The sequence below is a fragment of the Bacillus sp. BML-BC051 genome, assembly GCF_019656175.1.
Classification (GTDB): domain Bacteria; phylum Bacillota; class Bacilli; order Bacillales; family Bacillaceae_G; genus Bacillus_A; species Bacillus_A mobilis.
Window position 1 is genome coordinate 1 of sequence record NZ_BPLI01000093.1, and the last position, 22994, is coordinate 22994.

Consider the following 22994-nt stretch of genomic DNA (forward strand, 5'->3'; position numbering starts at 1 on the left):
TACTTACAACAATTATAATAATTATAACAACAATAAAAATTACAATTATTTTTTTGTTGTAATTACAAGATGAAACATTTCATTTTTTTGCCCGATTCGGTCAAAACGCTTGCTATCAAAGAGATTTCAAAATCGCCAAATTTCATTTTTCGGGAAGTGATAATTTTTACATGAATAACGGTTTTTTCTATTCTTTTTTTACCACTAAATCGTAAAAGGTAAATGTTTTTCGATAAAAAAAGACTGCACCTGTGGTGCAGCATCCAGAATTGAACCAAAAAGGAATAAACAAAATGAAACTAAAAAAGAAAAAAATTATCAATAACAAATTATGAAATTGGAAAACTTTTCTTCTTTTCTCCTCAACTATAGCGCGCTTCAGCAGTTATGTACAAGAAAAACCTGGCACCTACGCGGTGCAGCGAAAAAGATGTTTCGATCGTCTTTCAAGAGTCCTTTAAGATGTATCAAGATTTAAAAGCAAACGGGCAGAGGAGTTCGTTTGACAACGAACTCCTCGATGAAAAAATGAAACTAGAGTAAACTCTAGAAAACAACAACGTACTATATACATATATTCATACCGTTTGTCCTTTGTGTGTATAAAAAAAGATACGTTTGGGAACGTATCTTTCCCCTTATAACAAGGGATTTTGCTTAGTTTAAATATAAGTTTTGGAGGTTCTTATATTATGATTAAAAGCAAATATTAGGAAATAATTAATGGAAGTTTCATCTCATTATTAAAACATTTAACAATATATTAAAGAAACAGGATGTTTCTAGTATCTCAAGTAGAAAGTAACCTTGTCACTTTCTACAAAGGAATATATAGCAATTTATTTTTTTTGCAAGAAAAAAACGTACTTTTCAGTACGTTTTTTAGTCTTTTTCAGTGTGACCACCACCCCAGTGCACTCTCTAATCCTCCTAATTGAAGAAAAGCGAATCAACATCCCTTTTGGAAGGGGATAGACGTCCATAGCAAACTACGGTTACATACACCTGTACGTTGCACCCTTGATTCATAGAGACTATGAATCCATATGCATGTCTTTATTATAATGATAGATTTCTCTTTGTGTATTTTTTGTTCATTTTTTTAGTTATTATACAAAATTTCATACAACAACTCAGCATAAAATCTGATCACATCCCATGTTTCTTCCATGTAAATCGCTACTTTACATGCGTCCCTAAAGGAACTGCTCTATGTTTCCATAGAAGTTGAGACTATATCATCATCCTATATAAAACATAGGATGCTCTGCTTTTCCACTCGCTTGAGTGTACTCCTTTTCAGGATAGTCGTTAGGCATTTATCCACTTTTTGTGGAATTTAGCACGGTAGATTGTCTCAATAATTGAGAGTTCCCCCGTTTAACAGAGTGATCGATACACATTACTGTGTAAAGGGGCAGATTCTACCCTTTGGTGACCAATACTTAAGCTGACTAAGAAGAAAATTAACTCTTTTTCTTGTGGATCTCTCCAATCTTTTGTACGTCTGATACCCTCAGGATTCTTTTTAGATGGTTTTTCAACCCAATTGATTCGATCTCGTAACGTTTCTAATTTTTTCTCCAGATTTGGATATTTTCTTTCATTAATTTGTGCTTTCGTCTTCCCAGCAAGCTTCTCCTTACGAACACGTTCTTTTTCTTCTTTTCGTAAACGTTTGTTTTCTGCTAATTTTTCATTTACCTCTTGTTTTAACTCATCTAACGTGAACTTTTTATAGTAATCTACGCGTGATTGTGCGTAATATTTTCGTAGAGAATGCATACTGAACGTTTTATCTGCATCATTCACGCCAGCGCGGTCCGCACAAGTTCGTATCATGCGACCAATCCTCTCCTGAACAGCTTGATCACTCATGATTTCTCCACCTTTTATATAATTCCCGTCTTTGTCTCTCTTTACTTCCGTACGAAATTCGAAAATCTTCTTGTTTGGGTTTGTGTTATCAGGACTATTGTATAAGTCTTGCAATATTTGTCTTGCTTGATCATCATGATTCGGTAACGAATACGAGTTATGACGGTGATGACCACCTTTTCCTTGCGTATGAAGTGATTTCCCTTTCTCCAGAATGTCTCCATAGGTCATAGAAATAGCTTCACTCACACGGAGTCCTAGAGCTGCACACAGGTCTATCATTTTTAATAGTTGTTCCTTGTGCGATTGGCTATATCTACTCTTCATGACTTCTTCTTTTACTTTTTGGATTTCTTCGAATGTTGCTTTTTTGGTTGTAGAGTCTTTTGCTCTACGAATCCAGTCTCTATCCTGGTGATCCTCTTTCACCGTCCAAGCTGAATCGTCCGCATTCCTTATTAATAACGAAGGTTTCACTCGGAACAGGGTTTCATCCCTATTTATGACCGTCTGTGTGTAGCCCAGCGCGGCAATGTAGGCACTTGCAGTGTAATTGTTGGAGTAGGTTTCGTAGATGTGGTTTGAAATGTCTTCTTGTGTGATTGCGAATATATTTTTTTTCGTTTTCAAATGGATGTCCGTCAACACTTTAATCGTTTTTGTTTCGTAATTTTTCCTTGTTGAAAATGCCATATTCTCACCATCTATGCAAATGTTACTCTCCTTTCCTACGGTGTGTATTTTGACCGCCCATTCCCTTATTTTTTCGACTTCTCGTATTTCTTCCCGCGAAGCATTCTCCAATCCATATTTCTTGAGTTGTGGAATCGATAATTTAAACTTTGCCTTTCGCTTTTGTTTCTCTTTTTCTACTTTCTTTTTCTTTTTTTCACCACGTTCAGGTGGTTTTCTCTTCTTCTTATTCTTTTTTGGTTTCGTACTCATATCCATCACCCCTTTCTAAAATGAGTTCGCCGACTTCAGTTAAAACGCGTTTTAACTGAACTGTGCCGTACTGTGGCACAGCAGCCCAAAAGATTTTAATTTGATTTCGAAAAAAACATGAAAAGATAAAAACATAAGACATAAAAAACGGAAATGCAAAGATGGAAAGATAAAGATTAAAAGATGGAAAGAAGACGATCGGAAAAGATGAAATGAAAAAGCGGAAGAGCATTTCGAGCTTAGTAAATTCTAACTCACCACAAGGGTTCCTAAGATTTACTAGTTCGAAACTAAAGCATTTTTGTACGTTAATAAACTCTAAGTCACTTTGTTCCTAAGATTTTATTACAACAAAAACTCGCCCAGCTTACTTCATCTAAGGGGAGATGAAACTTTTCCCCTAAGATTCCGATTGAGCTGGTTATATTGCTCTTAACAAAATTCGCGTTAAGAAGCAGATATAACCGCTCAATCTCCCGTCGTATCAATGTTTTATGACCATCTACTTTTTTCACCCCATCTTCGAACGCGTTCGAAGACGTGCCGAAAAAACCATTTTTTATGCCTTTTTTGCACTTCCGAACGCGTTCGGAACCACAAAAAAATCATAAAAAATTAGTCGATGGTCAAAAACATTTAATAGTGTAATCCGTAATTTTTGTTCTCGTATCGAAAACCATAAATCCATTTACGAATTTCTCTATTTATATTTTTGTCACGTTAACGAATTTGGCTGAATTCATTTTTGTCCGTAGACGAGGATCATCTCCCCCCAAGGATTATCGTCCTTGATGCGTAAGTTCACAAATGAAAATCACGTCTTGTGTAACTTGTGTCAGTCATTATCCGCAGACAACAACCCATCCATTTTTTAACGAGGACTAATGCAGCCGTGAAACCACATCAGGCGAGTTCTGGCAACCTCCATAACTCTTTTTCAACCAAAAACTATATTACTTAATTACTCATTTACTACTAACAACATATTTCCATTATGTTTATCCTTGGTGCTAATGTTATTGCTTATTTTCTTCCTCCCATTCTGATTAAAAATCAATGTTTGTTTTCTTTTTGTCACTATCATCCTCCATTTCATCGATTAAATTTTTTTGTACAGTATTCACTTTATGCTTAAATTCAAATCTTATGATGCTTTAAACATAAAAAAATACATGAGATTTCACTTTTCTAAAGCGTCCTTTAGTTGAAGCATCCTTCAAAATCCTCATGTTTCTTCCTCCTTGATTTAGTTTTTTTGTATTGGCGGTACCCCTATTGCTGGTATTACTGATAAAACTGATATTGCGGTATTTCTTAAAGAATCTCTAATACATAGAATCTCTCCTTCATAATAATGTTTTCTTTTTGTTAGTTTTTCTGAAATATCTGTCTCAATGACAGAAGTTTCAATCGATATACTGTCATCGTTTGTTCTTGGTATTGCTGATAAAAAATTGACTTTGCCTACCACAGCTCAGTCGAATCGTAGAACGGTGCCACCCATATGTTCTACAAAAAGTAATAAAAAAGTTATAGCATCATGATAACGCGGATTTTTGATTTGTGTAAAAAAACACTGTCATAGCAATAGTTGTATAAATGTCGTATTAACAAAACTCGAATTTCGTACGCTAAGAGCATCAGATTTTGCTTATTTAGAGTTTATATGTCAAGCCAAAAATCAAAAAAGGCTTATCTAGTTATATACACTTTTTTGTACCATGCATAAACAATGTACAACCGCCTACTTGGTAAATTTACTTATAACAGAGTAATTGAAAGGGGACATAATGAACTATTCATTTAACAAATCTGATGGATTAATCCCTTTTACAAAGAACTGCAAGTGCTCAAAAATAGCTAGTAGGAACTCTTGCAATTCAATTAACATAAAAAAGCACTCATTTCGAGTACTTTGGTATTTTCTCAACAAATAATATAGATAAATATGGTAAAATGATAGTTGGATGGGAATCCAATACATACTATTATTAAAATTAAAGTGGTTATCAAGTCGAAGAAAAGACACTCGTAGGAGTGCCTTTTCTTTATGGTGACTCCTTATATATTTTTAATAAGTTATTAAGGATTTCCATCATAGTCCCCAGTAATTTCTATTTCTGCATCAAATACTACTTCATCTTGTTCCGAATCTTCAGGATCAATATATGTCCTGCACTTAGCATAGAGCCATATGTTCATTGGACGGTTATTGACGATTTCGACCTCATCAAAATCAAAATCGGCATTCCTTCGCAAGTAATCTTCGATAATTTCCTGGAGGTCTTCCTCATTAATCTCCAATTTTCGTTCAACGAAATGTTCACTACTGTAGTGTTTTATCGGATACACGTTACGCATTACTATAAATTCCACCTTTCCTTTCTAAAATTTTTTCATACGGTCATAATGAGAAGTTTATTTTACCAAACACATAAATTCGACAAAAAAGGGGTTTTTTACCCTAAAACATCCATTTGCCATTTGTGGCTCCAAAAAGAAGGAATCGTTGCCGTACCTCTAAAAACTCGTCTTCATTCCAATTCTTTTTCATTGACTCTCCCTCTAATCTGTGTGGTTTACTACTAGTATAATTTCAACCACAGCGAACCATCAAGAAAACTAAAAAAATTACTACAATTAACCTTGGTATTAAGTTGGTAATCTATATGATAAATTGATAACATAAAATTATAATATATAATGTTTGAATAAAGGAGAATATGATGAAGCGTTGGAGAAACTTATGGATTGTTATATGCTTTTTGGTTTTTGCTTTTATAATCGCTGTGTATATGAATACTGAACATTCTAGTACAAGTAATGAATCTTCTTTTAAAAATGAAAATAATGAAGTCTCACGGTGGTATTCCCGTTCTCCAAAAACTATTTTAACTGATGCTGATGCAGAAACTAATATTAATAACATGAAAGCAATCCAAAAATCTGGTTGGAAATTATTGATACAAGACGGACAACCCGTTAGTTTTAATGGAAATGCGTCGGGCCGTAATGAAACTATGGAGAAATCAGCTATCAATTTAATCAATGGTGGTTATGAAATATTATTAGATAACGATGGAAACATAGTAGATATTAAGCTTAATAAAGATGCGGAACAATTACTGGCAAAACAACAAAAGCAAATACAAAATCAACAAGATCAAGAAAAACAAAACCAAGAACAAAATGAACATGATCGTCAATATAGTATTATCCAAAATAATATAGACGATATTCATCGATATGTAGGGAATGGCTACCGTTTTAAGATGAGTAATGATGAAGATGGAACTGTTATCACCTGGAACATTCATAATAAAAGCGATAACTCACCAGGATTAGAGTATAGCATAAACAAATTAATAAACATGGGTATTTCAGTAAAATCGGATAATGAGGGGAAAATTACTGGATTCACATTTAATCAAACAGATTTTTATGAAGACAAATTTAATTTATATGATATGACAAAGTAGATTGCTATTATTTTTACAAAATAGGGTGTACAAAGTGTTGACGGAATCCCATAAAAAAGAAAGGGATATTATTCCCTTTCTTTTCGATTTCGTTCTTCTACTAAATCATTTAAATACTGGTACAAATCCTCAACAGGAATCTTCGATTTATCAGCGACAGTATTGAAGAATAACGCTACATCGTTATGGCGTTCCCTACGACCTCTCACGATATTTAAAATAATTTGATGATCGTCTTTTTCCAATGCAGCAGGTTTTTCAATGATTTTGAGTTCTTTACTTTCTTCTTTGTTTGTTAAATACTCCATAACAACTTTATTTTTTCTTTCTTCATCGATTGGTTTGGATGCAACGTCCATATAATAACTTCTTCTTTCAACCTCCGATATGGTAGGATTCATTACCTTTGTTTTATCTTTCATTTCCCATGCGAAGAATCCATATTTCTCACTGTTTTCTTTACGTTCACTGATAAAATCTATTAAAAATAATGTGACCGATTCTAATTTTTGTCGATACCAATCCTTATCAACCTCTCCTTTTTCATTAACAGCAACCGTTAACAATTCATTGTATTTTGTTTGTACAATTGGTTGATACCGCTTTATCACTTCTATAAAAATCTTGTATTCTTCTAAACTAATATGGTTGTAAACCAATGCAACTTGCATCCCTTGTTCCATTTCTTCTGTAAAAAACTGATTCCATGTTTGATAATAATGGATTAATTCCTTTTTTTGTTGCCCAGGGCTATGATCTAATTCATATACCTTATCAAATGCTCGTAAATAACGATATTGCAGTTCATCCAATCGTTCTAATAGGTAATCTTTCATTTCATTTCTTCGATTGAATTCTTCAATATGTTGATTATGTTCTTCCGAACCTTCTTCATCTTGCCTCATCTTTTTATCAGGAACTTGCTGAAATATATTATTCTTATAATCAAAGTACATTCTTTCTTCTTTTCTATCGTTTCTCATGTCATTGGGAAACCTTGGGTCTTCCTTTCTGTTTACTTTTAAACATTCATAATTCGTTGTAACGAGTCCAAATAGTTCATTCATTACCGTAACACGAAGAACACTGAAAAAACTTTTCCAATGTATACGATCCGCTCGATCTCGTTCCGAAAAAACAACTTTCTTAAAAACATCTATTTCCCTTTCATCAATAAAAGGTACTGTTAATGTTCCCTTTTCTTTATCGCATTCAATGTATTTCTTTATAGAATCAAATGTATATACAGGTCTCTTTTTAAAGCCGTCAATTTCGCTAGTATCTTTGGAAAATACGCACATCTTTTTTGTATCTTCCATGTTTTTTACCGCAAACTCTAATAATTCCTGGTCCGACATTTTTTCTAATTGCTCTAATGTTATATCCATCATTTATCACCTCTTCTAATTAAAATATTGATGAAATAATAATAGAAAAGATGAAAATGTCCATAAAAAACACGCCTAATAGACGTGTTTTGATAGCAATACAGATATTTTTGTCCGTCCTCGCTATTGCGCGGCAAAGTGCATGGCGATTACTTCCATAGACATTTTCTAACAAGGCTCCACATGCTTCCCTATCGATTTCCGCTTATTTCGGGAATCTTGGCGAATCCAACAGACTTTCTAACCTTTAAAGGGAACAAAAAAAGACGATCCATTTGGATCGTCTTTTCCTATTACAATACTTGTTATGATTATACTTTTATTAGAAGCTTTTTTAATTAAATACAACGATTGTTATGATTCATTTTTTCACAGAAAACGCAGAAAAATAGCTATTGAGCATTTAAATACATTATATGTTTTGATTAAAATTTCTTATCGTTTCACAAATCATTCGGAAACCGATTTAAATACAATATTTGTTACGATTCAATATGCTGTCTAATCAGACTCAGAAGTATTTAAATACAATACTTGTTATGATTTAATATGAAATTTATCAGTGTAGATGACACTTACAAATTTAAATACAATATTTGTTATGATTCAATGCGTGTCTAATCAGACTCAGAAGTATTTAAATACAATATTTGTTCCTATTATGCATCTACTTTATATCTTTATTTAAATACAACGTTTATTCCTATTACATTAATAATAGCGCGCGGAACACGCTTTAGACAAGCGTGTTCCATTTCCCTAAACTAAGCAACATCTACCGCAAAAATAAATGCAACCAAGTTTCCTTCTAGCTCGACTTGTTTTTGTAGTTCAATTCCTACAACAGGACTCGTAGCGGCCCCAGGTACACTGAATATTTCAATGTTCATATCGTGCACTTCGTCTTCTGTTCTTTCTAATACTTCTTCTTGTGTTTCGTTTGGTTGGATTTCTTTTAAAACAAGTACAACTTTACTTTTTTTAGAACTTGTACCATATCCCTTTTTCACTAAATCAAGTGCCAGTAAAACTGTACGTTCATCAAGTGTTCCATCTGGATAAGAAGGACTTAGACGCCCCGCCACTTTGTTGTTATATACCATTTGTACCTTTGTAACCGCAGTCGGTTGTCCCCATTGCTCATAGCCCCAAGCTACACGGTATTCCGCCCCTTCTGGATGTCCCCCTGTTGCTGGAATAAAAATCGCTCGACGTGCATCGAATACTTTTGCCATTTTTCATACCCCTTTCATGCGATCACCATAGAAATCACTATTGATGATAACTATGGTTAACACTATAATGTACACCAATAGTAAGTTATTTCTCTATCGATTGTCAAGCGTATGTATTTTTTAATATAAAACTACTATTTATTTAATAAATTTATCTACGACAGAAGCCAAAAAACGCAGCAATCCTCCACCGAAATTTAGCAAAGGTCCAATCAAATCGCGTTTCTCTTTTTTCTTCTCTTGTTCTTGTTTGACGTCTTGCTCTTTGAATTCAGGTTGCATTAGTAAATCCCCCTTATAATGATTAGATTTTGATTACTTGTTGAATGGTGCAATTGTATATACCTGCGATTTTGAAAAACCCCTTTTTTAGAAAAAGAACTTTTTTCATTTTTCTTTTCTGTGAATGAGCATGCTCACATTTTGTTCTTTTTATAACAATCAAAAATAAAAAAGAGCGATTTCTTTACAGAAATCGCTTCTCTATTTTCCTTCTATTGTCGTTTTTCTCTTTTCTAATACTAAACCTACCCAGATACTTAATACGCATGTTATACCTGTCATTCCAAGCAAATAAACAACTAAATCAATACTCCACATATAGATCACCTCATTCCAAATTTCCTTTAGCGCAAATTTGAAAAAAGTCAACAAAAAAAGAGAAAGAAGAAAATCACTGATTTTCTTCTTTCTCGTAAATGCCGTTATTTTGCTTTTTTGTATTCAAAGTATTGTACAGATTCTTCCCCTTCAAATTTAAATGATCGAACACTGATTAATTTATCTTTTTCTACTAAAAATTGTCCATGGCTATCGCCAACAGTAAATTCTTGTCCAGGAATTTGTTGTCCCGAAACAGTTTTTGGTTTAAGTTTTTCATCAAGATAAACAAAACGATCTTTTCCATTACCACCATTAATCCTAATCATATAATCCTGGAATGGAATAACTATATCAGAAAGCGTCTTCCCATATTTCACTTGTTTTCCATTTTCATCATAAACCCATTTACCTTTTTTCAAATCATACATTGTAAAATCTGTACCTTCATTGAGGTACACTATGTTCTTATCTACATCTATGAAATCATTCCTCGATTTGATAGAAAAATAATCTGTCATTGGAAATTCCTTTTCTGTTCCATCTTCATAGTACAGTTTGAACATATCTTTCGTAGTTAAAAAAGCCGCATCCCCCTTACTTGTTCTTACATAACCCGTGTCCTCGCTTGACATAAGATGAGTAGAAACTTTTGGAAGTTGTACCTGTTTTTTTATTTCCCCTTTTTCATCGATAAAGAACATTTTATCCTCAGCAAAAAACGCAGTTCCGTACGGAACTGAATCTGTTTGAGAAATAACTTTATCTTTTATAACCCATTTATCTTTTTTTGTATCCGCAATCGAAACAAAAGTTTGTTTTTTATCAGAATACATATAATAAACATATCCAGCTCTCGCAGCTACTCCTGACGAACTATTTCTTTCAACTTCTTTAGACACAACAGATTCACCACCGACTTGTTTCAAATTTTTGGTTTGTTTTAAAACCTCTTGTGGAACAGATTGTTGTTCTTTCTGTTGTGATTGTGACGATTTTTCCTGTGTAGTTGTTGTAGTTTTTTCATCATTACTACATGCAACCAATAATGTTGTAGATAATAAAACTGTAATAAGTCCTTTTGTTATCTTTTTCATAATTATACCGTGCCCCCTATAGTATTTAACATGTCATAATTATACATTAATTCCCTAAAAATGTGAGCATATAAAATAAATTATTTTCATATAATAATAAATAGAGGTAAGAGGTGAAACAAGTACATCATTTTCAACCTTCTACCTTTATTTTGTTTAATAGTTACTCTTTAATTTACTTGTATCTGTTCCTAAAATCCTTTGCATCGCTTTAAACATCTTCTCATGTTTTCTTGTATGAAAATAAAATAAATCATCTATCTCTGTTAGATAAAAATAAAAAACAGGAGCTTTATTCTCTCTTGTACTACCAATGTTCACACCTGTATTTCCAATTCTTGATACAGTTGTTGTAAAGTCTCCCGTCCCAATACCTTTAAATCCATATTCCGATATAGAGTTAAGAGAAACAATCATTATTTCACCCTTCTTAGGAACGAAAAACAATGATTGTTGAGTCAACGTAAGAAACCCCCATTCTAAATTAGGATGGTACGTTTCTACTGTTAATACACTTTCTTGATTGTATTTATTACGGATAAGTTCTATACAACTATTCTTTCCTTTGTTATCTTGCATTGTAAAATAAATAGGGAGACCAAATATTACAACAAACGGTGTTAAATAAAAAATAGAAAAGGGTAAAATTGCTGGAACAAGATAACTTCCCCAGAAAGCACCAAACACAATGAAAAAGCGTTTCGTAAAACGTGAAGTAAATGGATTTGACATATGCACACCTCCTTTTATGTAAATTTTGTAAATTGTAAGATAAGTATAATCCCAAGGGTATTTTTGTGTCAATGTTGTTTTTTAGAAAATAATGACATGAAACGTCAGCACTAAAAACTCAGTCGTATTGGGGTATTTTTACCCCAATACCCGAAAAGGTGGAAGTGAATGGATTTATACGCTATGTCAAAAATACAACTACTTCGCTAATGCCTGGCCATTCGAACACTACTTTCTGCCTAATCAAAGTTAAAAAATAGGGAACTTTTGTTTATATCTCTGATAAAAACGGTTATATAAACTAGATACATTCGCATCTATGTAGTCATCCTTATCTTTGTAATTACTATATCCGTATTTATCAATGTTTATATCTAAGTTCATAATTAAATCTTCAAAATGCTTTCTACTCCAATCAATAAATTCGTCTTGGAATGACACAGCCTTTTTTAATTGTTCATTTTCTGCGCGTAATCGATTTATTTCTTCTGTAGTATCCACCACAAAAGCCTTATCTCTCAAAACCACCGCTTCTATTTTTTGCTTTCTTTCTTCTTCCAATCTCTCAAATAAATCCCGAGCTTTCTTAGTCGTATAGTACAACCCATAGCTCTCTCCAATCAATCCTAGATCCATTAATCTTTCTAGCTTTGATGAATTATCCGCACGCTTATATTGAGCGTACTTATCTAGTTCTTTCAAAAAAGTGATTTCTGCTTTAGACAGCCTCATAAATAGCTCCTTTCATAAATAATATCTGAGTAGTTTAAGTATAATATAAACATATACACATAAACAAAAAAAGACTTACCTAAAAAGGTTAAGTCTTTTTCTATCTTAATGGAGTATCGCCAGCATTTCGGAAAAAAACACGTTAAGAGTATGCAAAGTTTTATGCAAAAAATCGGGAGACATAGGGAACTATGGGGAGGACAAAAGGCGAGTCAAAATAGGAATGTATAAAAAGATGTATAGAATTATAGAAAGAAAAAAGGTAGATGCCTTGCGAGAGTAAGGGGACGCTTTTGTCCTTGCTACCGATAATGAGACGTTATGTTAACTGAAATTGTATATAATATTCAACTCTTTCAACACAAAAAAACAATATACAGAATTAACAAACAAATGTTACAATTAGTTAATTTGTATAAAGGGGGATATATTTATGAAAATGTATTATAACGAACGGGCTCATGAATATGAAAAAGTTTATTTTAGAAACGATCCAATTCGGCAAGAAGAACAAACCCTTATTCAACAGAAACTCCAAGAACTATTTACAGACCAATCTATTTTAGAAATAGCATGTGGGACAGGCTATTGGACACAGTTTATAGCTAAAACAGCAAAACATATAACAGCCATAGATTATTCCAACGAAGTATTAAACATCGCAAATCAAAAAGACATTCCTCTTTCTAAAGTGAATTTTCTTCATGGGGATGCCTACCAGCTGGATAAAATCCCTGGGAACTTTGAAGGATGTATTGCAAACTTTTGGTTTTCACATATACCAAAGTTTAGAATTCAAGAATTTTTAAATCAATTACACGATAAGCTTGACTCTGGAACAGTAGTTTTTATGACTGATAATATTTATATGGATTCCATGGGTGGAACTTTAGTACATAAGGAAAATGACCCAAATACATATAAAATAAGGACTTTAGATAATGGAACCAAGTATGAAATCATAAAAAACTATTACACTGAGGAAGAACTAAAAAATATATTTATCCCTATTTCAAATGATTTACAGATATATATGGGACAGTGTTTTTGGTGGATATCTTACAAGATTAAATAAGAAAATTCAAATTCTGATAATGAGACGTTATGTTAACGATAGTGTATGGAGTATACAAAGAAAACAAGAGTATGGCTACCACATTCTTGTGATAAAATGGAATAGAAAGGGTGATTTAATTGAATATTTTATGGGACTTTGACGGAACACTTTTTAATACATATCCTGCCTATACCAAAATACTCTCTCTAGTACTTGGAGAAGAGATAGATAAACAGGAGATTTATAAAAAATTAAAGATTTCATACTCACATGCACTAGACTACTATAATGTTTCTAGTGACCAGAAAGAGAAAATTAAAAGCTTAAAAAAGGAATTGTCTCCAAAAGACATGAAACCATTTGATGGCGTGGAAGAAATTTTGAAATTTGCAGATAAGAATGTAATCATGACACATAAACACAGAGATGGAGTTTTAGCAATTTTAAAATATTATGGATGGGACAAATACTTTGTAGATATGGTTACGATTGATAATGGTTTTCCTCGCAAACCCAACCCATCAGCATATACTTACTTGCATCAAAAACACAAAATTGATCTAGCTATTGGAGATAGAGAATTAGATTTGCTACCTGCAAAAGAATTAGGAATCATAACATGCATGTTTCAAGGTCAAAGTGATGTAGCAGATTATTATTTAAACGATTACTCAGAATTTTTCAATAAGGGTATTCCATTATCAAAACAGTTGTATCTTCAGCAATAAATCGCTGAAGATATATGATAGATTTATTGACTTCCGCTTTCGAGAATTATGTAAATAAGCTGTCCATTTGGACAGCTTATTGTATTTTTTTGCTTAGCGTGGGGGTTTTTCGAAATACTAGCGGTACCCCTGATAAAAAAATAGATTCATAGCTGTTCTGAAAGTTATTACATCAGAAAAACTACGAATCTATTCGGGGTTTCGTCAACAAAACGCGAATTTCGTACGCTAAGGAATTATTAGAGCAAAAAACTTTGTTTTACCATACGTTAAGAAGGTTCCATTGCTACACAGACCCCTAATAGCAACATGTTATAATTTTCTTACTAATCGATAGAAAAGAAGGGATGGAATGAGTACGCAAATCAAGGTAACACCTGAACAATTGGAACAGGCGGCCAAAAACGTAAAAAGTGCCAGATCAACCCTGGAATACATACATAAAGATTTATATCAACAAACCGAATACATAGCTTCTCAATGGAGCGGAGCAAGTAGCAATCGGTTTTATCATATGTTCAACGAAGCAAAGCCAATGATGTTTAATATACTTCAGGAGTTAGATAAAATTTCAGCAGAATTAGAACGTGCAGCTGTTAAATTCCGAGAAGCAGATGAGCTGTATGGCGGAAATTTAGTTGATTCCAATATAGAAGAAGGTGCCATGTGCGGAAAACTACCTCCCAAATCAGAAGAGTCATTTTTTAATAAAAAGGATTTAAATGCTGCGTGGACTGGTATTTCTACTGGGTTTGTAGATGGTGCAGTGGATGCGTGGGAAGGACTAATATCCTTAGGTGATAAAGAAACCTGGTTGAATATGCGAGATGCGATTGTAAACTATGAAGAAACTATTCCTGCCGCATGGAACGCTTTCTCAGATACATTTATGAATAAGTTTTGGAATGGGAATCTGGAAAGTAGAGAGCATTATGTAGCTTATGGTGTAGCAACTTTAGGACTCGGACTTCTGGGTGATAAGGGTCTTAGTAAAGCAGGACAAGTAGGGAAGGTAGCTGCTATTACTGGTCTTAATAAAGGAAAATCACTTGTAATGAATTCCCCAGCATACAGAAATGCATTGCATATATTAAATAACTATGAGTTTAAAGGTGGTAATCACCTTTCATATGCAGGAATCGGTAGCACTGAGCAATACTTACAGAAAGTGGTCACCTATACTTATGAAGGTAAAAATGGTCCAAAGACAATCAAATTAAGAAAAGGGGAGTTGGCGGGAGATAGGCATCCAGTTTCAGGTGTACCGTATGATCTAGATGGGTTCCCTATTTTCGATGCTTTTGCTGAAGTTAAACTAAAAGAAGCTGACTTTAAAAAAACAAGACCTACACATGATAGAATATGTAATAAGCTGTTATACGAACAAATAGTAAAAGATCCAAAATTGGCTGCTAAATTTACAGCAGAGGAAATTGAACTATTTAAGAAGGGTGAAAAACCTAAGACGTATACATGGCATCACCATCAGGATACAGGTAGAATGCAGCTCGTAGACGCGTTCCTGCATGAGAAAACTGGTCATACTGGTGGATATAATATTTGGGGCAAAAAAGGTGAAAAATAGGGAGGTTTAACAATGAATAATATTGTATGGATTGGTGTAAGTAAAGAAGAAGTTACAGATAATGAAATCAAACAAGTAGAGCAATATTTTAACATTAAACTACCTAATGATTTTATTGAATGTGTGAAAGAATGTGACGGAGGATATCCTCGCCCGAAAGTATTTGATATACCAGGACAAGATGAAAGTACATTTAATGATTTATTAACACTTCATATTGATGATAAGTATTCGATTGTTCAACGATACGAGAATATAAAAGATAGACTCGTAGATCGCGTATATCCTTTCGCAAGTGATTCGTTTGGAAATTTCTTATGTTTTGATTATCGAAACAATCCTGCATCGCCAACAGTCGTATTTTGGGATCATGAAGAAGAGGATATAGAAGAAGCTATTTACCCTATTTGCGCAACGTTTACAGAATTACTTGAGAGCTTACGCGATTTTGAAGACGAAGACGAATAAATATGGTTCAAATGTACATATTTTGTATACCTTGTTACAATAAAAGGGAAACGAGTCATTACCCTATAACAAAAGAGACCTCATTTGAGAGGTCTCTTTTGTTTACATCAATTAAAAATGGTCCGCATGTGAATACTGAATAATTTCCTCTTTTTTCAGAGCATGTTGTGTATCACCTGTATTTAAACCAATTGATAATGTTATTACTAACCCCAACGTCGCTAACACAAGTTTCTTCATCATTTTAATGCTCCTTTACTTAATAATTTTTGTTTCGCTTCGTAACATACATCAAAATAATCACTTACTTTTTCATGATTTTTCAATTTTCGGAAGCGAACTGCTAATACTTCACTATATTCTTCTACATAATCCCATAAATCTTGATCCTTGAAGTAAGTAATACCTTTTTTCACTTCTTCTTCTAATAATTCAACAGATTCATCATCATTTAGAGAGCGTAAAATACTGAAATGATACATATATTCTTCATTTCCTACTTCCTGACACACCTTTAGTCCTTTTGCAATAAGTTCCCCTGCAGTAGCTGTTTCTTTTAATTTATAATGTTCGCGTGCTTGTAAGAACAATGCTTTGAAGTGTGTTGGGATTTTCTCTGTCACTTCTGATAAATGACGAATTGCTAATGTAGAAAGGTTTTGTGTTGCATATAGCAATCCCAGGTTATGTCTAACTACTAAAATAAGCTTGTCTGCATTATGTTTTTTCAGAAGATCGATAGATCGGTTCAGGTGTTCTTCTGCTTTCTCAAATTGTTTTAAGAATATACAAGCTGTTCCTAGTGTATTTTCACAAGAAGCTACTTTCACTTCATATCCAGCATGCTTTTCAAAGATTGTTTTTGCTTTATTCGTGTACTCAATCGATGTTAACATTTGAGAAATATGGTGATGTAGCACCGCATATTTCTGATAAAACTCTGCATGTTCTAATTCATCCGAAATATGTCCTAATAGGCTTTCAGCCTCTTCATATTGTCTTCTCGCTTCGTTATAGATACTAAACATCAGAGCGTGTTCCGCTTTGAAAGAATGATAATAATACGCTATCAGCGTATCTGTTGTTTCATTGATTGAATCATTCATTATATCGAAACTATCTTTTCGAATACTTACTCGGTCCGTTAGCATTCTATATTTAAAATCTAGTAAAGAATAATATAATAATAAGTTTTGATGTTGTTTTTCTTCTTCTTTTGCATCTTTGATTTGTTCAATTTTCTCATCAATTTCTTTTTTTAATTCCGATGCTTTTATCAATTGTTGTGATAACATTAGTTGATAAAAATCATTGAGTTGCTGCATAACTACTTCATACACGAAAACACCTGTACTCATTTCACTACGTCCTCCTCAAAACATCTCTATTTCTCTAAATATTACCACAATTCTACAAATTGCATGAGAACAACGCTTTTAAAGTGAATTGATAAATAAATATTAGAATATTCTTTCTATTTTAAATAGAAAAGATGATACTACTAAAAAATTAAATAAAGAAAGAATTTATACATATATCTTGTGTCTTATTTTGAAACGTAATACAATTAAAAGGTAACCTAAATTAAGCTATATAGTAGGCGGGTCATCTCACTTCCATCCAGTAGGGAGGGAGGTGATAGAATGATCGCATTTTTAATTGAATTCGTAAGCGGATATGCTAAAGGAATCGGAATAGGTTTAGGAACCTTAACGATCACTGTAATCCCTTTCTTATACAAAAAAGCGAAAACCGCCCTACTCGGAAAAAAGGACGGTTCTCAATCTCAAAACTAATTAAATTGTAAAAACAACCGCGCCTGCTATCTTCCACAATAGCATTTGGGTTACGAAAGGTAGAAGTTTCTCAAGCTTCTGCCTTTTTTATTTTATGCTTAAAGCTTATAAACTTATACATTCAGTATTCATTCTCTTCAATACAAATTGAAAAAGTTATGTTGAATACTATATGTACATTATATCCAAGTTGTTGACTAATAGTCAACATTTTGGTATATTCTTGTGCACCAAATTCACCTCTATTCTGCTCCATTCAATTTAGGCTGCACAGCATGCCGTTAAAATACATTAGAATACACTACCATAGAAAATAAAAAAGAAGGGAATATTCCCTTCTTTTTTTATTTTGTCCTTTTTTAGAAAGTAACAAAGAACTACAAAATTTTAATTCGACCACCTCAGACCTTTTTTTCTTATAAAAGTACGGAATAAAATCTACTATGTATTAAGTCAAAAGAAAGAGGAGTGATACATATGAAAAAGTTTTTTGAGTTCGTTTTAATGTTTTTAGTAACGTTTTTAGCAAACATAGCAACACATTACTTTGTATTGTGGTTTTAAAATAAAATGAAAATGGAGCAATCCACATACGCCTAAACATTACTTTAGATGTATATAGATTGCTCCATTTTTGATTGGAGTTCAGTTGAGTATTTCCCACATAAGTGACATAGGAGAGCTCATTTATTTCTTTTTATACTTCTCTTCATATTCCTTTTTTAATTTTGCAGTTTTTTCTTTTAGTTTATCTAATTTTTCATGAAATTCTTTATTTCTTCTATCTCGTTCAAGTTTTTGAAGTCGGACTGCTTCGGAAATGGGGATCGTTTTAAATTCGCGTCCTTCATCATCGTCTTCTTCTAGTTCATTCTGATCTTTGTCTTCATTCAGCATTCAATCACCTTCTACGTTTATATTGTTATTACTGTTTATGTTTAACATTATATTTATACTCTGATTTATCCTTGTTTTTGCTTATATAAAGCAAACAGCAATAAAATAAGTTTGTACTTTATATGTAATCGCAGCCTTTTTCATGCGGATTTGAGAAACCTGGAATCCACACGGAAACAAAGAAGTGAAATCCACTTATTTTCTACCATATAACTTGTTCTCAAATTGTTTTCTTCTCTCCTGGAATTCTTTGTTCTGTTGCTCTAATCGTTTTCTTCGTTCTTCTTGTTCTCTTGCCAGGTCTTCTCTTAATTGTTCCATTTCCTCTTCAAATTGCTTTTCATTGCTATATGATCTGTAAATAGCAACGAAAAGACCTATCGTACCAATCAATCCAGCACTTCCCACATGTAACCATGCGGCCAATTCTCCCTCAGACATAATTATCCCCTCAATTCAATTAAAAACAAAACATCAAATCTCTTCAATTTTTGTAAATCGCCTAAATAAGCCTTTAAAAAATGCTGGGTAAGGTGTATCCCTTTGACGTAGAATCAACGTTTATTAAATGCATCGTTATTTCGGCTATTTCTTATTACAAAATCACGATAGTCTTCTTCCTTAGGAAAATGCTTCCCATAGATAAATTTGTTATGTATTAAAATTTCAATTACTGCAATGTATAAGTAATACAAAATCAAAACAATCATTACTACATATAAAATAAACCTTGCTATATCGATAGTCATAAAAATTCCTCCAATAGATATAAAGTAGACAATATAAATTTAATTATGTTTGTATGTTTGTAAAGTTTTTTCGAGAAACGTTCTTCCACAAATTGAATAGAATATAAACTATTTAATTTGTGGATTAGGTTATTAGAAAAAAACCTTGTAATAGCAAGGTTTTTTATTTATCTTCTTCCCATGCTTCTTCTAGTGCTTGAAGTTCGTCAGCGTAGTCAGCTAAAATGCGAAACATTGCTTCTTCTCTTGATAGGATTCTTTCTACCCATTCTTTTCTAAGAACGATGCAGTGTTCCATACGATCTTTATAGAAAAATAATACACGATTACATTCTTCTCCTTCTTCATATTTTTCAAATTGTTCATTGTACACTTCAATGTCTTCTAAGATATAATCTAAGACAGTTTCTCTTTCTATGATGTCTACATCAATAAAACGATTAATATCTGTACTATCTAAACGAAAAAAATCAGATTCATACGTTTCTGTATAACAAAATATAGTGTTTATATTCGCTTTTCTTGCAAACATGAAGAAATCAGCTATATCCTTTATCGAATCACTTTTAAAACAAAGAATAGGTAACTCATCTACCCCTTTTCGTACCTTTGCTTCTATAATATCTATACCTTCTGAATTTGCTACTTCTTTGATTTCATTTAAACTTAAAAACTCCAAATCATACACCTCCTCTATACACACATGTATGGTTTATTTCTAATGGAAAAATAAAAAAAGTCTAGTATTTCTACTAAACTATTTTCGATAATTCTCTATTACAACGACACATATTTACTGCACATCGTGTAATGATCTCCTAATTTTCCTTCAAAATAACGACAGCAGCTTCCTCCAGAACTACTAATACAGGAAGTATTGCATTCATCATATTTTGGGATTAACCCTTCACTCCCATAAGGTTTTACAGGTACTAAATAATGTCCAAACATCATTGTGAGTGGTGCTTCTTTTGCTATTTGTTTGAGTTCTTCCATTTGTTCTTTTGTAAAAGCATTCTTTTCATATGAATTAACGTATTCTAATATGTGTTGTTGTGTACATTCTCTTCTCAGGTTTGCAATAAATGATTTCTCGTATTCGTATTTTTCTTTATTCATAGTGAAACCTCCGAAATAATAGTTATTATGTCTATACTGCATTTTCAAAAACATTTCAAGAACCTCTATTAATGATGTAACCAGCAGATAAAACAATACATAATACAACCCCATCCCGCTGCCGCTCCTGGAAACCTTAAAACCTGTTTGGTATATAAGAACCAGGGGCATTTTGAAGAAAACCTACACTTCACAAATTGAACAGAATATAAACTATCCAATTTGTGAAAGAACGTCTGATAAAAAAAGAAGGTTAATAGCAATATTAACCTTCTTCCTGTTCTATTACTTTTAATAAAGGTGTATTGGTTTCCATAAAAGAATCTACTATATCTTCCATTGTACGATGATAACCTAATAGGTTTTTATACCAATGTTCTTGAAATACCATCTCATATCTTACCTCATCAGCTACAAACATTAGTTTAATTTCAACTACTTCTCTATCTAATGTATGTAAAAATAAGCGTTGGTTGCGAAAATTAATATGTTCTATAATGCGACTATGTAGTGCTTGTTCCTTTTTATTTGCTGTTTTCGCATGATAGTTTTCTTCTAAATATTTATGTACGTTATATAAACTAATATCAAATTTTTCACGATCCAAACAAACCTCTTCTAAAAAAATAGTACGTTTCTTTTCTTCTTTTGCCATAGCAAAAAAATCATCTATTGTATCTTCATATGTATTTAGTTCCACTTTATAAGTATCCTCAAAAGTGGGTTCAATTTTGTTTATATCTACCACTTTAAAACCTTTTTTCGTTGCATACTGCTTAATATAACTTGAATCAAAAAATTTCATCTACTACACCTCCAATAAATAAAATGGAAGCATATATATACAGGTTTTTTTATGTTTGTGTATATTTTGTTTGAAAACGCATAAAAAAGAAGCCGAATATTATGATTCGACTTCTTCATATATAAAAATATCGTAACGATTAAGAAATTCCTCTACAAATTCTTCTGTGGTTTGTTTTGCAGCTATTGCTAATTGGTACCACTCTTCTTCATAAACAACCGTATATTGTATATTATTTTTAATGAACGTTAATGATTGATAACCAAAATTATCATTTTTATATGTTTCCAATTGGTTATTATATAAAATAATATCAAGTTCAAGAAACCCATATAAAATACTTTCTACTGTTAATACGATATTATGTTTTTCTTCTAAACATTTCATTGCATCATAAAAATAAAGCGTTTGATAAGCTTCTTCAAATGTTTTTGTTACATAAAAAGCATAATTAATATTTTCTTCTTTCATAATATAAAACAAATCATCTAAACCTCTTCCATCGTAATGTGATAACTCTATTATTTGATCTGTTTTAGGTAATTTATCTGTGCAAATGATTTTAATATTATTTTCATAGGATAAATCATACATTTTTTCACTAAACGACATATACATACACCTCCAATTGAAGTGTATATACACTATTTTTATAGTTTGTGTGTTTTTTTGTTTTGGAAATACCAAACAGGGTTTCACGATCTTGTTGAGCGGTAGCGGAGATAATTTTCATCTTTTAGGTTTTTGTATTTATGTATATATTATCTTTCCTGTGTTTACATTTATAACTTGAAATACTTGATACATAAGCATTTTTCGTATAAAAACCACTAAAAAAAGGGACAATTTCTCTTTTATAGTAAGAGGAATGTTTCATATTTTAGCAGTTTCAAAGAAATTGTTTTTCAAAAGGTCTGGAATTTATGATTCCAACATGTTTTAAGGTCCTAATGAGCGTTAGCGGAACTGGTTTTAATGTTTTTTCTTTTAATATTGTTATAGAAACAAAATAAAATGACGAAATAATTATTAGATGAAATCATATTTGTTAATTGCTGGGGGAAGCTAACTATTTTAATAATAAATTTTCACTTCTTACAAGCAAAGAACCTAATTAATTGATTCAAAGATCAAGATTGTTATTTTTGCCACTTCACTTTTTTTAAAAAATCGCTAAAAAAAGCTTGTGGTGTATTTGTCTGCAGATATAAATATTTTTAGAGGAAATAACAATATAAATGGAATTTCATAAATAAGGTGAATGTACATAAATAGGGGGAAAACATTATCTTGGATTTTTTACACAAAACCAAAACATCTATTATTGTTCAAAAAACAATAGTGTGAGAAGAAACAAATCTCCATTATAAATTTATTTTTTAATTAGGTTCGTGAGAATGTAATTAAAAAATAAATTGCAGCAAGCGGAAGCGCGCTAGTTGTCACCACACAATAAATGGCAAACGAACCTCATAAACAGTAAAATATGAATCAATTAATTAAAGCATATAATCATGTTCAAAAATCAAAAAACACTTTAAGATCAAAAGCAGAAAATTAATTAAACATCAATTACAGATTTTTAGACTACATGATTATATAAGAGTCCGAAAAATCAAGAATACTAGGGAGAGTAAGGAAAATTGAAAACCCAATGTCACATAAAACCCCCCCTTTTTTTAGGTCAATGTCACATAAAACCCC

The 22994-nt window shown here is 32.2% G+C and carries 23 protein-coding genes; 6 read left to right on the forward strand and 17 right to left on the reverse strand.

Features of this window, described 5'->3' with window-relative positions; all coding sequences use genetic code 11:
• Positions 1-1380: 1380 nt before the first annotated feature.
• On the reverse strand, positions 1381-2823 hold the full coding sequence (locus K5S59_RS27815) for a tyrosine-type recombinase/integrase (RefSeq protein ID WP_061654140.1): 1443 nt from the start codon (positions 2821-2823) through the stop codon (positions 1381-1383).
• Between the two features lie 2082 nt (positions 2824-4905).
• The gene (locus K5S59_RS27820) at positions 4906-5184 is read right to left on the reverse strand and encodes a hypothetical protein (protein WP_061114670.1); all 279 of its coding nucleotides are present in this window, start codon (positions 5182-5184) and stop codon (positions 4906-4908) included.
• Positions 5185-5546: 362 nt separating this feature from the next.
• Here K5S59_RS27820 and K5S59_RS27825 point away from each other — a divergent pair, with 362 nt between their 5' ends.
• Entirely contained in the window at positions 5547-6302 is a 756-nt protein-coding gene (locus K5S59_RS27825) for a hypothetical protein (protein WP_144291171.1), read from the forward strand.
• Positions 6303-6370: 68 nt separating this feature from the next.
• Here K5S59_RS27825 and K5S59_RS27830 read toward each other — a convergent pair whose 3' ends face one another.
• The 6 genes from K5S59_RS27830 to K5S59_RS27855 all read right to left on the reverse strand — a co-directional run bounded on the left by K5S59_RS27830 (position 6371) and on the right by K5S59_RS27855 (position 12086).
• The gene (locus K5S59_RS27830) at positions 6371-7693 is read right to left on the reverse strand and encodes a hypothetical protein (RefSeq protein ID WP_061114668.1); all 1323 of its coding nucleotides are present in this window, start codon (positions 7691-7693) and stop codon (positions 6371-6373) included.
• Between the two features lie 761 nt (positions 7694-8454).
• Entirely contained in the window at positions 8455-8925 is a 471-nt protein-coding gene (locus K5S59_RS27835; protein ID WP_061114667.1) for a hypothetical protein, read from the reverse strand.
• 138 nt (positions 8926-9063) lie between these two features.
• Entirely contained in the window at positions 9064-9207 is a 144-nt protein-coding gene (locus K5S59_RS27840; RefSeq protein ID WP_154695826.1) for a hypothetical protein, read from the reverse strand.
• A gap of 422 nt (positions 9208-9629) precedes the next feature.
• Positions 9630-10622, reverse strand: coding sequence for a hypothetical protein (locus K5S59_RS27845; protein WP_061114666.1), 993 nt, complete (start codon positions 10620-10622; stop codon positions 9630-9632).
• Positions 10623-10778: 156 nt separating this feature from the next.
• The gene (locus K5S59_RS27850; RefSeq protein WP_061114665.1) at positions 10779-11354 is read right to left on the reverse strand and encodes a hypothetical protein; all 576 of its coding nucleotides are present in this window, start codon (positions 11352-11354) and stop codon (positions 10779-10781) included.
• Between the two features lie 249 nt (positions 11355-11603).
• Positions 11604-12086 (reverse strand): hypothetical protein, encoded by a 483-nt coding sequence (locus K5S59_RS27855; RefSeq protein ID WP_061114664.1) that lies wholly within the window; start codon positions 12084-12086, stop codon positions 11604-11606.
• Between the two features lie 433 nt (positions 12087-12519).
• Here K5S59_RS27855 and K5S59_RS27860 point away from each other — a divergent pair, with 433 nt between their 5' ends.
• From K5S59_RS27860 to K5S59_RS27875, 4 genes are all read left to right on the forward strand, one after another.
• Positions 12520-13161, forward strand: coding sequence for a class I SAM-dependent methyltransferase (locus K5S59_RS27860; RefSeq protein ID WP_061654142.1), 642 nt, complete (start codon positions 12520-12522; stop codon positions 13159-13161).
• A gap of 119 nt (positions 13162-13280) precedes the next feature.
• Positions 13281-13871, forward strand: coding sequence for an HAD family hydrolase (locus tag K5S59_RS27865; RefSeq protein WP_001024262.1), 591 nt, complete (start codon positions 13281-13283; stop codon positions 13869-13871).
• A 352-nt stretch (positions 13872-14223) separates the two neighbouring features.
• Positions 14224-15456, forward strand: a complete 1233-nt coding sequence (locus K5S59_RS27870; RefSeq protein WP_061654143.1) for a WXG100 family type VII secretion target — start codon at positions 14224-14226, stop codon at positions 15454-15456.
• Between the two features lie 12 nt (positions 15457-15468).
• A complete protein-coding gene (locus K5S59_RS27875; RefSeq protein WP_061114696.1) occupies positions 15469-15924 on the forward strand; it encodes an SMI1/KNR4 family protein in 456 nt (151 codons plus the stop codon).
• A 111-nt stretch (positions 15925-16035) separates the two neighbouring features.
• On the opposite strand, the gene K5S59_RS30385 is transcribed toward K5S59_RS27875, so the two are convergent.
• Together K5S59_RS30385 and K5S59_RS27880 are read right to left on the reverse strand one after the other, a co-directional pair.
• On the reverse strand, positions 16036-16167 hold the full coding sequence (locus K5S59_RS30385) for a hypothetical protein (RefSeq protein ID WP_000976330.1): 132 nt from the start codon (positions 16165-16167) through the stop codon (positions 16036-16038).
• Positions 16164-17282, reverse strand: a complete 1119-nt coding sequence (locus K5S59_RS27880) for a response regulator aspartate phosphatase (RefSeq protein ID WP_061114695.1) — start codon at positions 17280-17282, stop codon at positions 16164-16166. The genes K5S59_RS30385 and K5S59_RS27880 overlap by 4 nt, the downstream gene beginning before the upstream one ends.
• Positions 17283-17567: 285 nt before the next feature.
• Here K5S59_RS27880 and K5S59_RS27885 point away from each other — a divergent pair, with 285 nt between their 5' ends.
• Entirely contained in the window at positions 17568-17720 is a 153-nt protein-coding gene (locus K5S59_RS27885; RefSeq protein WP_165443346.1) for a hypothetical protein, read from the forward strand.
• 687 nt (positions 17721-18407) lie between these two features.
• Here K5S59_RS27885 and K5S59_RS27890 read toward each other — a convergent pair.
• From K5S59_RS27890 to K5S59_RS27920, 7 genes are all read right to left on the reverse strand, one after another.
• Positions 18408-18617 (reverse strand): hypothetical protein, encoded by a 210-nt coding sequence (locus K5S59_RS27890; protein ID WP_061114694.1) that lies wholly within the window; start codon positions 18615-18617, stop codon positions 18408-18410.
• 195 nt (positions 18618-18812) lie between these two features.
• Positions 18813-19058 carry a hypothetical protein gene (locus K5S59_RS27895; protein WP_061114693.1) on the reverse strand — a complete coding sequence of 82 codons (246 nt, stop codon included), beginning with the start codon at positions 19056-19058 and terminating at the stop codon, positions 18813-18815.
• 113 nt (positions 19059-19171) lie between these two features.
• Complete coding sequence (locus K5S59_RS27900) at positions 19172-19366, reverse strand: hypothetical protein (protein ID WP_061114692.1); 195 nt, start codon at positions 19364-19366, stop codon at positions 19172-19174.
• 163 nt (positions 19367-19529) lie between these two features.
• Positions 19530-20045 (reverse strand): hypothetical protein, encoded by a 516-nt coding sequence (locus K5S59_RS27905; protein WP_061114691.1) that lies wholly within the window; start codon positions 20043-20045, stop codon positions 19530-19532.
• Between the two features lie 98 nt (positions 20046-20143).
• On the reverse strand, positions 20144-20485 hold the full coding sequence (locus K5S59_RS27910) for a hypothetical protein (protein WP_061114690.1): 342 nt from the start codon (positions 20483-20485) through the stop codon (positions 20144-20146).
• 265 nt (positions 20486-20750) lie between these two features.
• Positions 20751-21290 (reverse strand): hypothetical protein, encoded by a 540-nt coding sequence (locus K5S59_RS27915; RefSeq protein ID WP_061114689.1) that lies wholly within the window; start codon positions 21288-21290, stop codon positions 20751-20753.
• Positions 21291-21389: 99 nt separating this feature from the next.
• Positions 21390-21902, reverse strand: a complete 513-nt coding sequence (locus tag K5S59_RS27920; protein ID WP_061114688.1) for a hypothetical protein — start codon at positions 21900-21902, stop codon at positions 21390-21392.
• Positions 21903-22994: the final 1092 nt, after the last annotated feature.

Bases quoted from the DNA above. Each gene is read 5' to 3' on its own strand.
- K5S59_RS27830 (WP_061114668.1), bottom strand. From the start codon at position 7,693: ATGATGGATATAACATTAGAGCAATTAGAAAAAATGTCGGACCAGGAA.
- K5S59_RS27870 (WP_061654143.1), top strand. From the start codon at position 14,224: ATGAGTACGCAAATCAAGGTAACACCTGAACAATTGGAACAGGCGGCC.
- K5S59_RS27860 (WP_061654142.1), top strand. From the start codon at position 12,520: ATGAAAATGTATTATAACGAACGGGCTCATGAATATGAAAAAGTTTAT.
- K5S59_RS30385 (WP_000976330.1), bottom strand. From the start codon at position 16,167: ATGATGAAGAAACTTGTGTTAGCGACGTTGGGGTTAGTAATAACATTA.
- K5S59_RS27855 (WP_061114664.1), bottom strand. From the start codon at position 12,086: ATGAGGCTGTCTAAAGCAGAAATCACTTTTTTGAAAGAACTAGATAAG.
- K5S59_RS27910 (WP_061114690.1), bottom strand. From the start codon at position 20,485: ATGAATAAAGAAAAATACGAATACGAGAAATCATTTATTGCAAACCTG.
- K5S59_RS27885 (WP_165443346.1), top strand. From the start codon at position 17,568: ATGATCGCATTTTTAATTGAATTCGTAAGCGGATATGCTAAAGGAATC.
- K5S59_RS27875 (WP_061114696.1), top strand. From the start codon at position 15,469: ATGAATAATATTGTATGGATTGGTGTAAGTAAAGAAGAAGTTACAGAT.
- K5S59_RS27920 (WP_061114688.1), bottom strand. From the start codon at position 21,902: ATGTCGTTTAGTGAAAAAATGTATGATTTATCCTATGAAAATAATATT.
- K5S59_RS27845 (WP_061114666.1), bottom strand. From the start codon at position 10,622: ATGAAAAAGATAACAAAAGGACTTATTACAGTTTTATTATCTACAACA.
- K5S59_RS27835 (WP_061114667.1), bottom strand. From the start codon at position 8,925: ATGGCAAAAGTATTCGATGCACGTCGAGCGATTTTTATTCCAGCAACA.
- K5S59_RS27815 (WP_061654140.1), bottom strand. From the start codon at position 2,823: ATGAGTACGAAACCAAAAAAGAATAAGAAGAAGAGAAAACCACCTGAA.
- K5S59_RS27820 (WP_061114670.1), bottom strand. From the start codon at position 5,184: ATGCGTAACGTGTATCCGATAAAACACTACAGTAGTGAACATTTCGTT.
- K5S59_RS27840 (WP_154695826.1), bottom strand. From the start codon at position 9,207: ATGCAACCTGAATTCAAAGAGCAAGACGTCAAACAAGAACAAGAGAAG.
- K5S59_RS27880 (WP_061114695.1), bottom strand. From the start codon at position 17,282: ATGAGTACAGGTGTTTTCGTGTATGAAGTAGTTATGCAGCAACTCAAT.
- K5S59_RS27895 (WP_061114693.1), bottom strand. From the start codon at position 19,058: ATGTCTGAGGGAGAATTGGCCGCATGGTTACATGTGGGAAGTGCTGGA.
- K5S59_RS27890 (WP_061114694.1), bottom strand. From the start codon at position 18,617: ATGCTGAATGAAGACAAAGATCAGAATGAACTAGAAGAAGACGATGAT.
- K5S59_RS27915 (WP_061114689.1), bottom strand. From the start codon at position 21,290: ATGAAATTTTTTGATTCAAGTTATATTAAGCAGTATGCAACGAAAAAA.
- K5S59_RS27825 (WP_144291171.1), top strand. From the start codon at position 5,547: ATGATGAAGCGTTGGAGAAACTTATGGATTGTTATATGCTTTTTGGTT.
- K5S59_RS27850 (WP_061114665.1), bottom strand. From the start codon at position 11,354: ATGTCAAATCCATTTACTTCACGTTTTACGAAACGCTTTTTCATTGTG.
- K5S59_RS27900 (WP_061114692.1), bottom strand. From the start codon at position 19,366: ATGACTATCGATATAGCAAGGTTTATTTTATATGTAGTAATGATTGTT.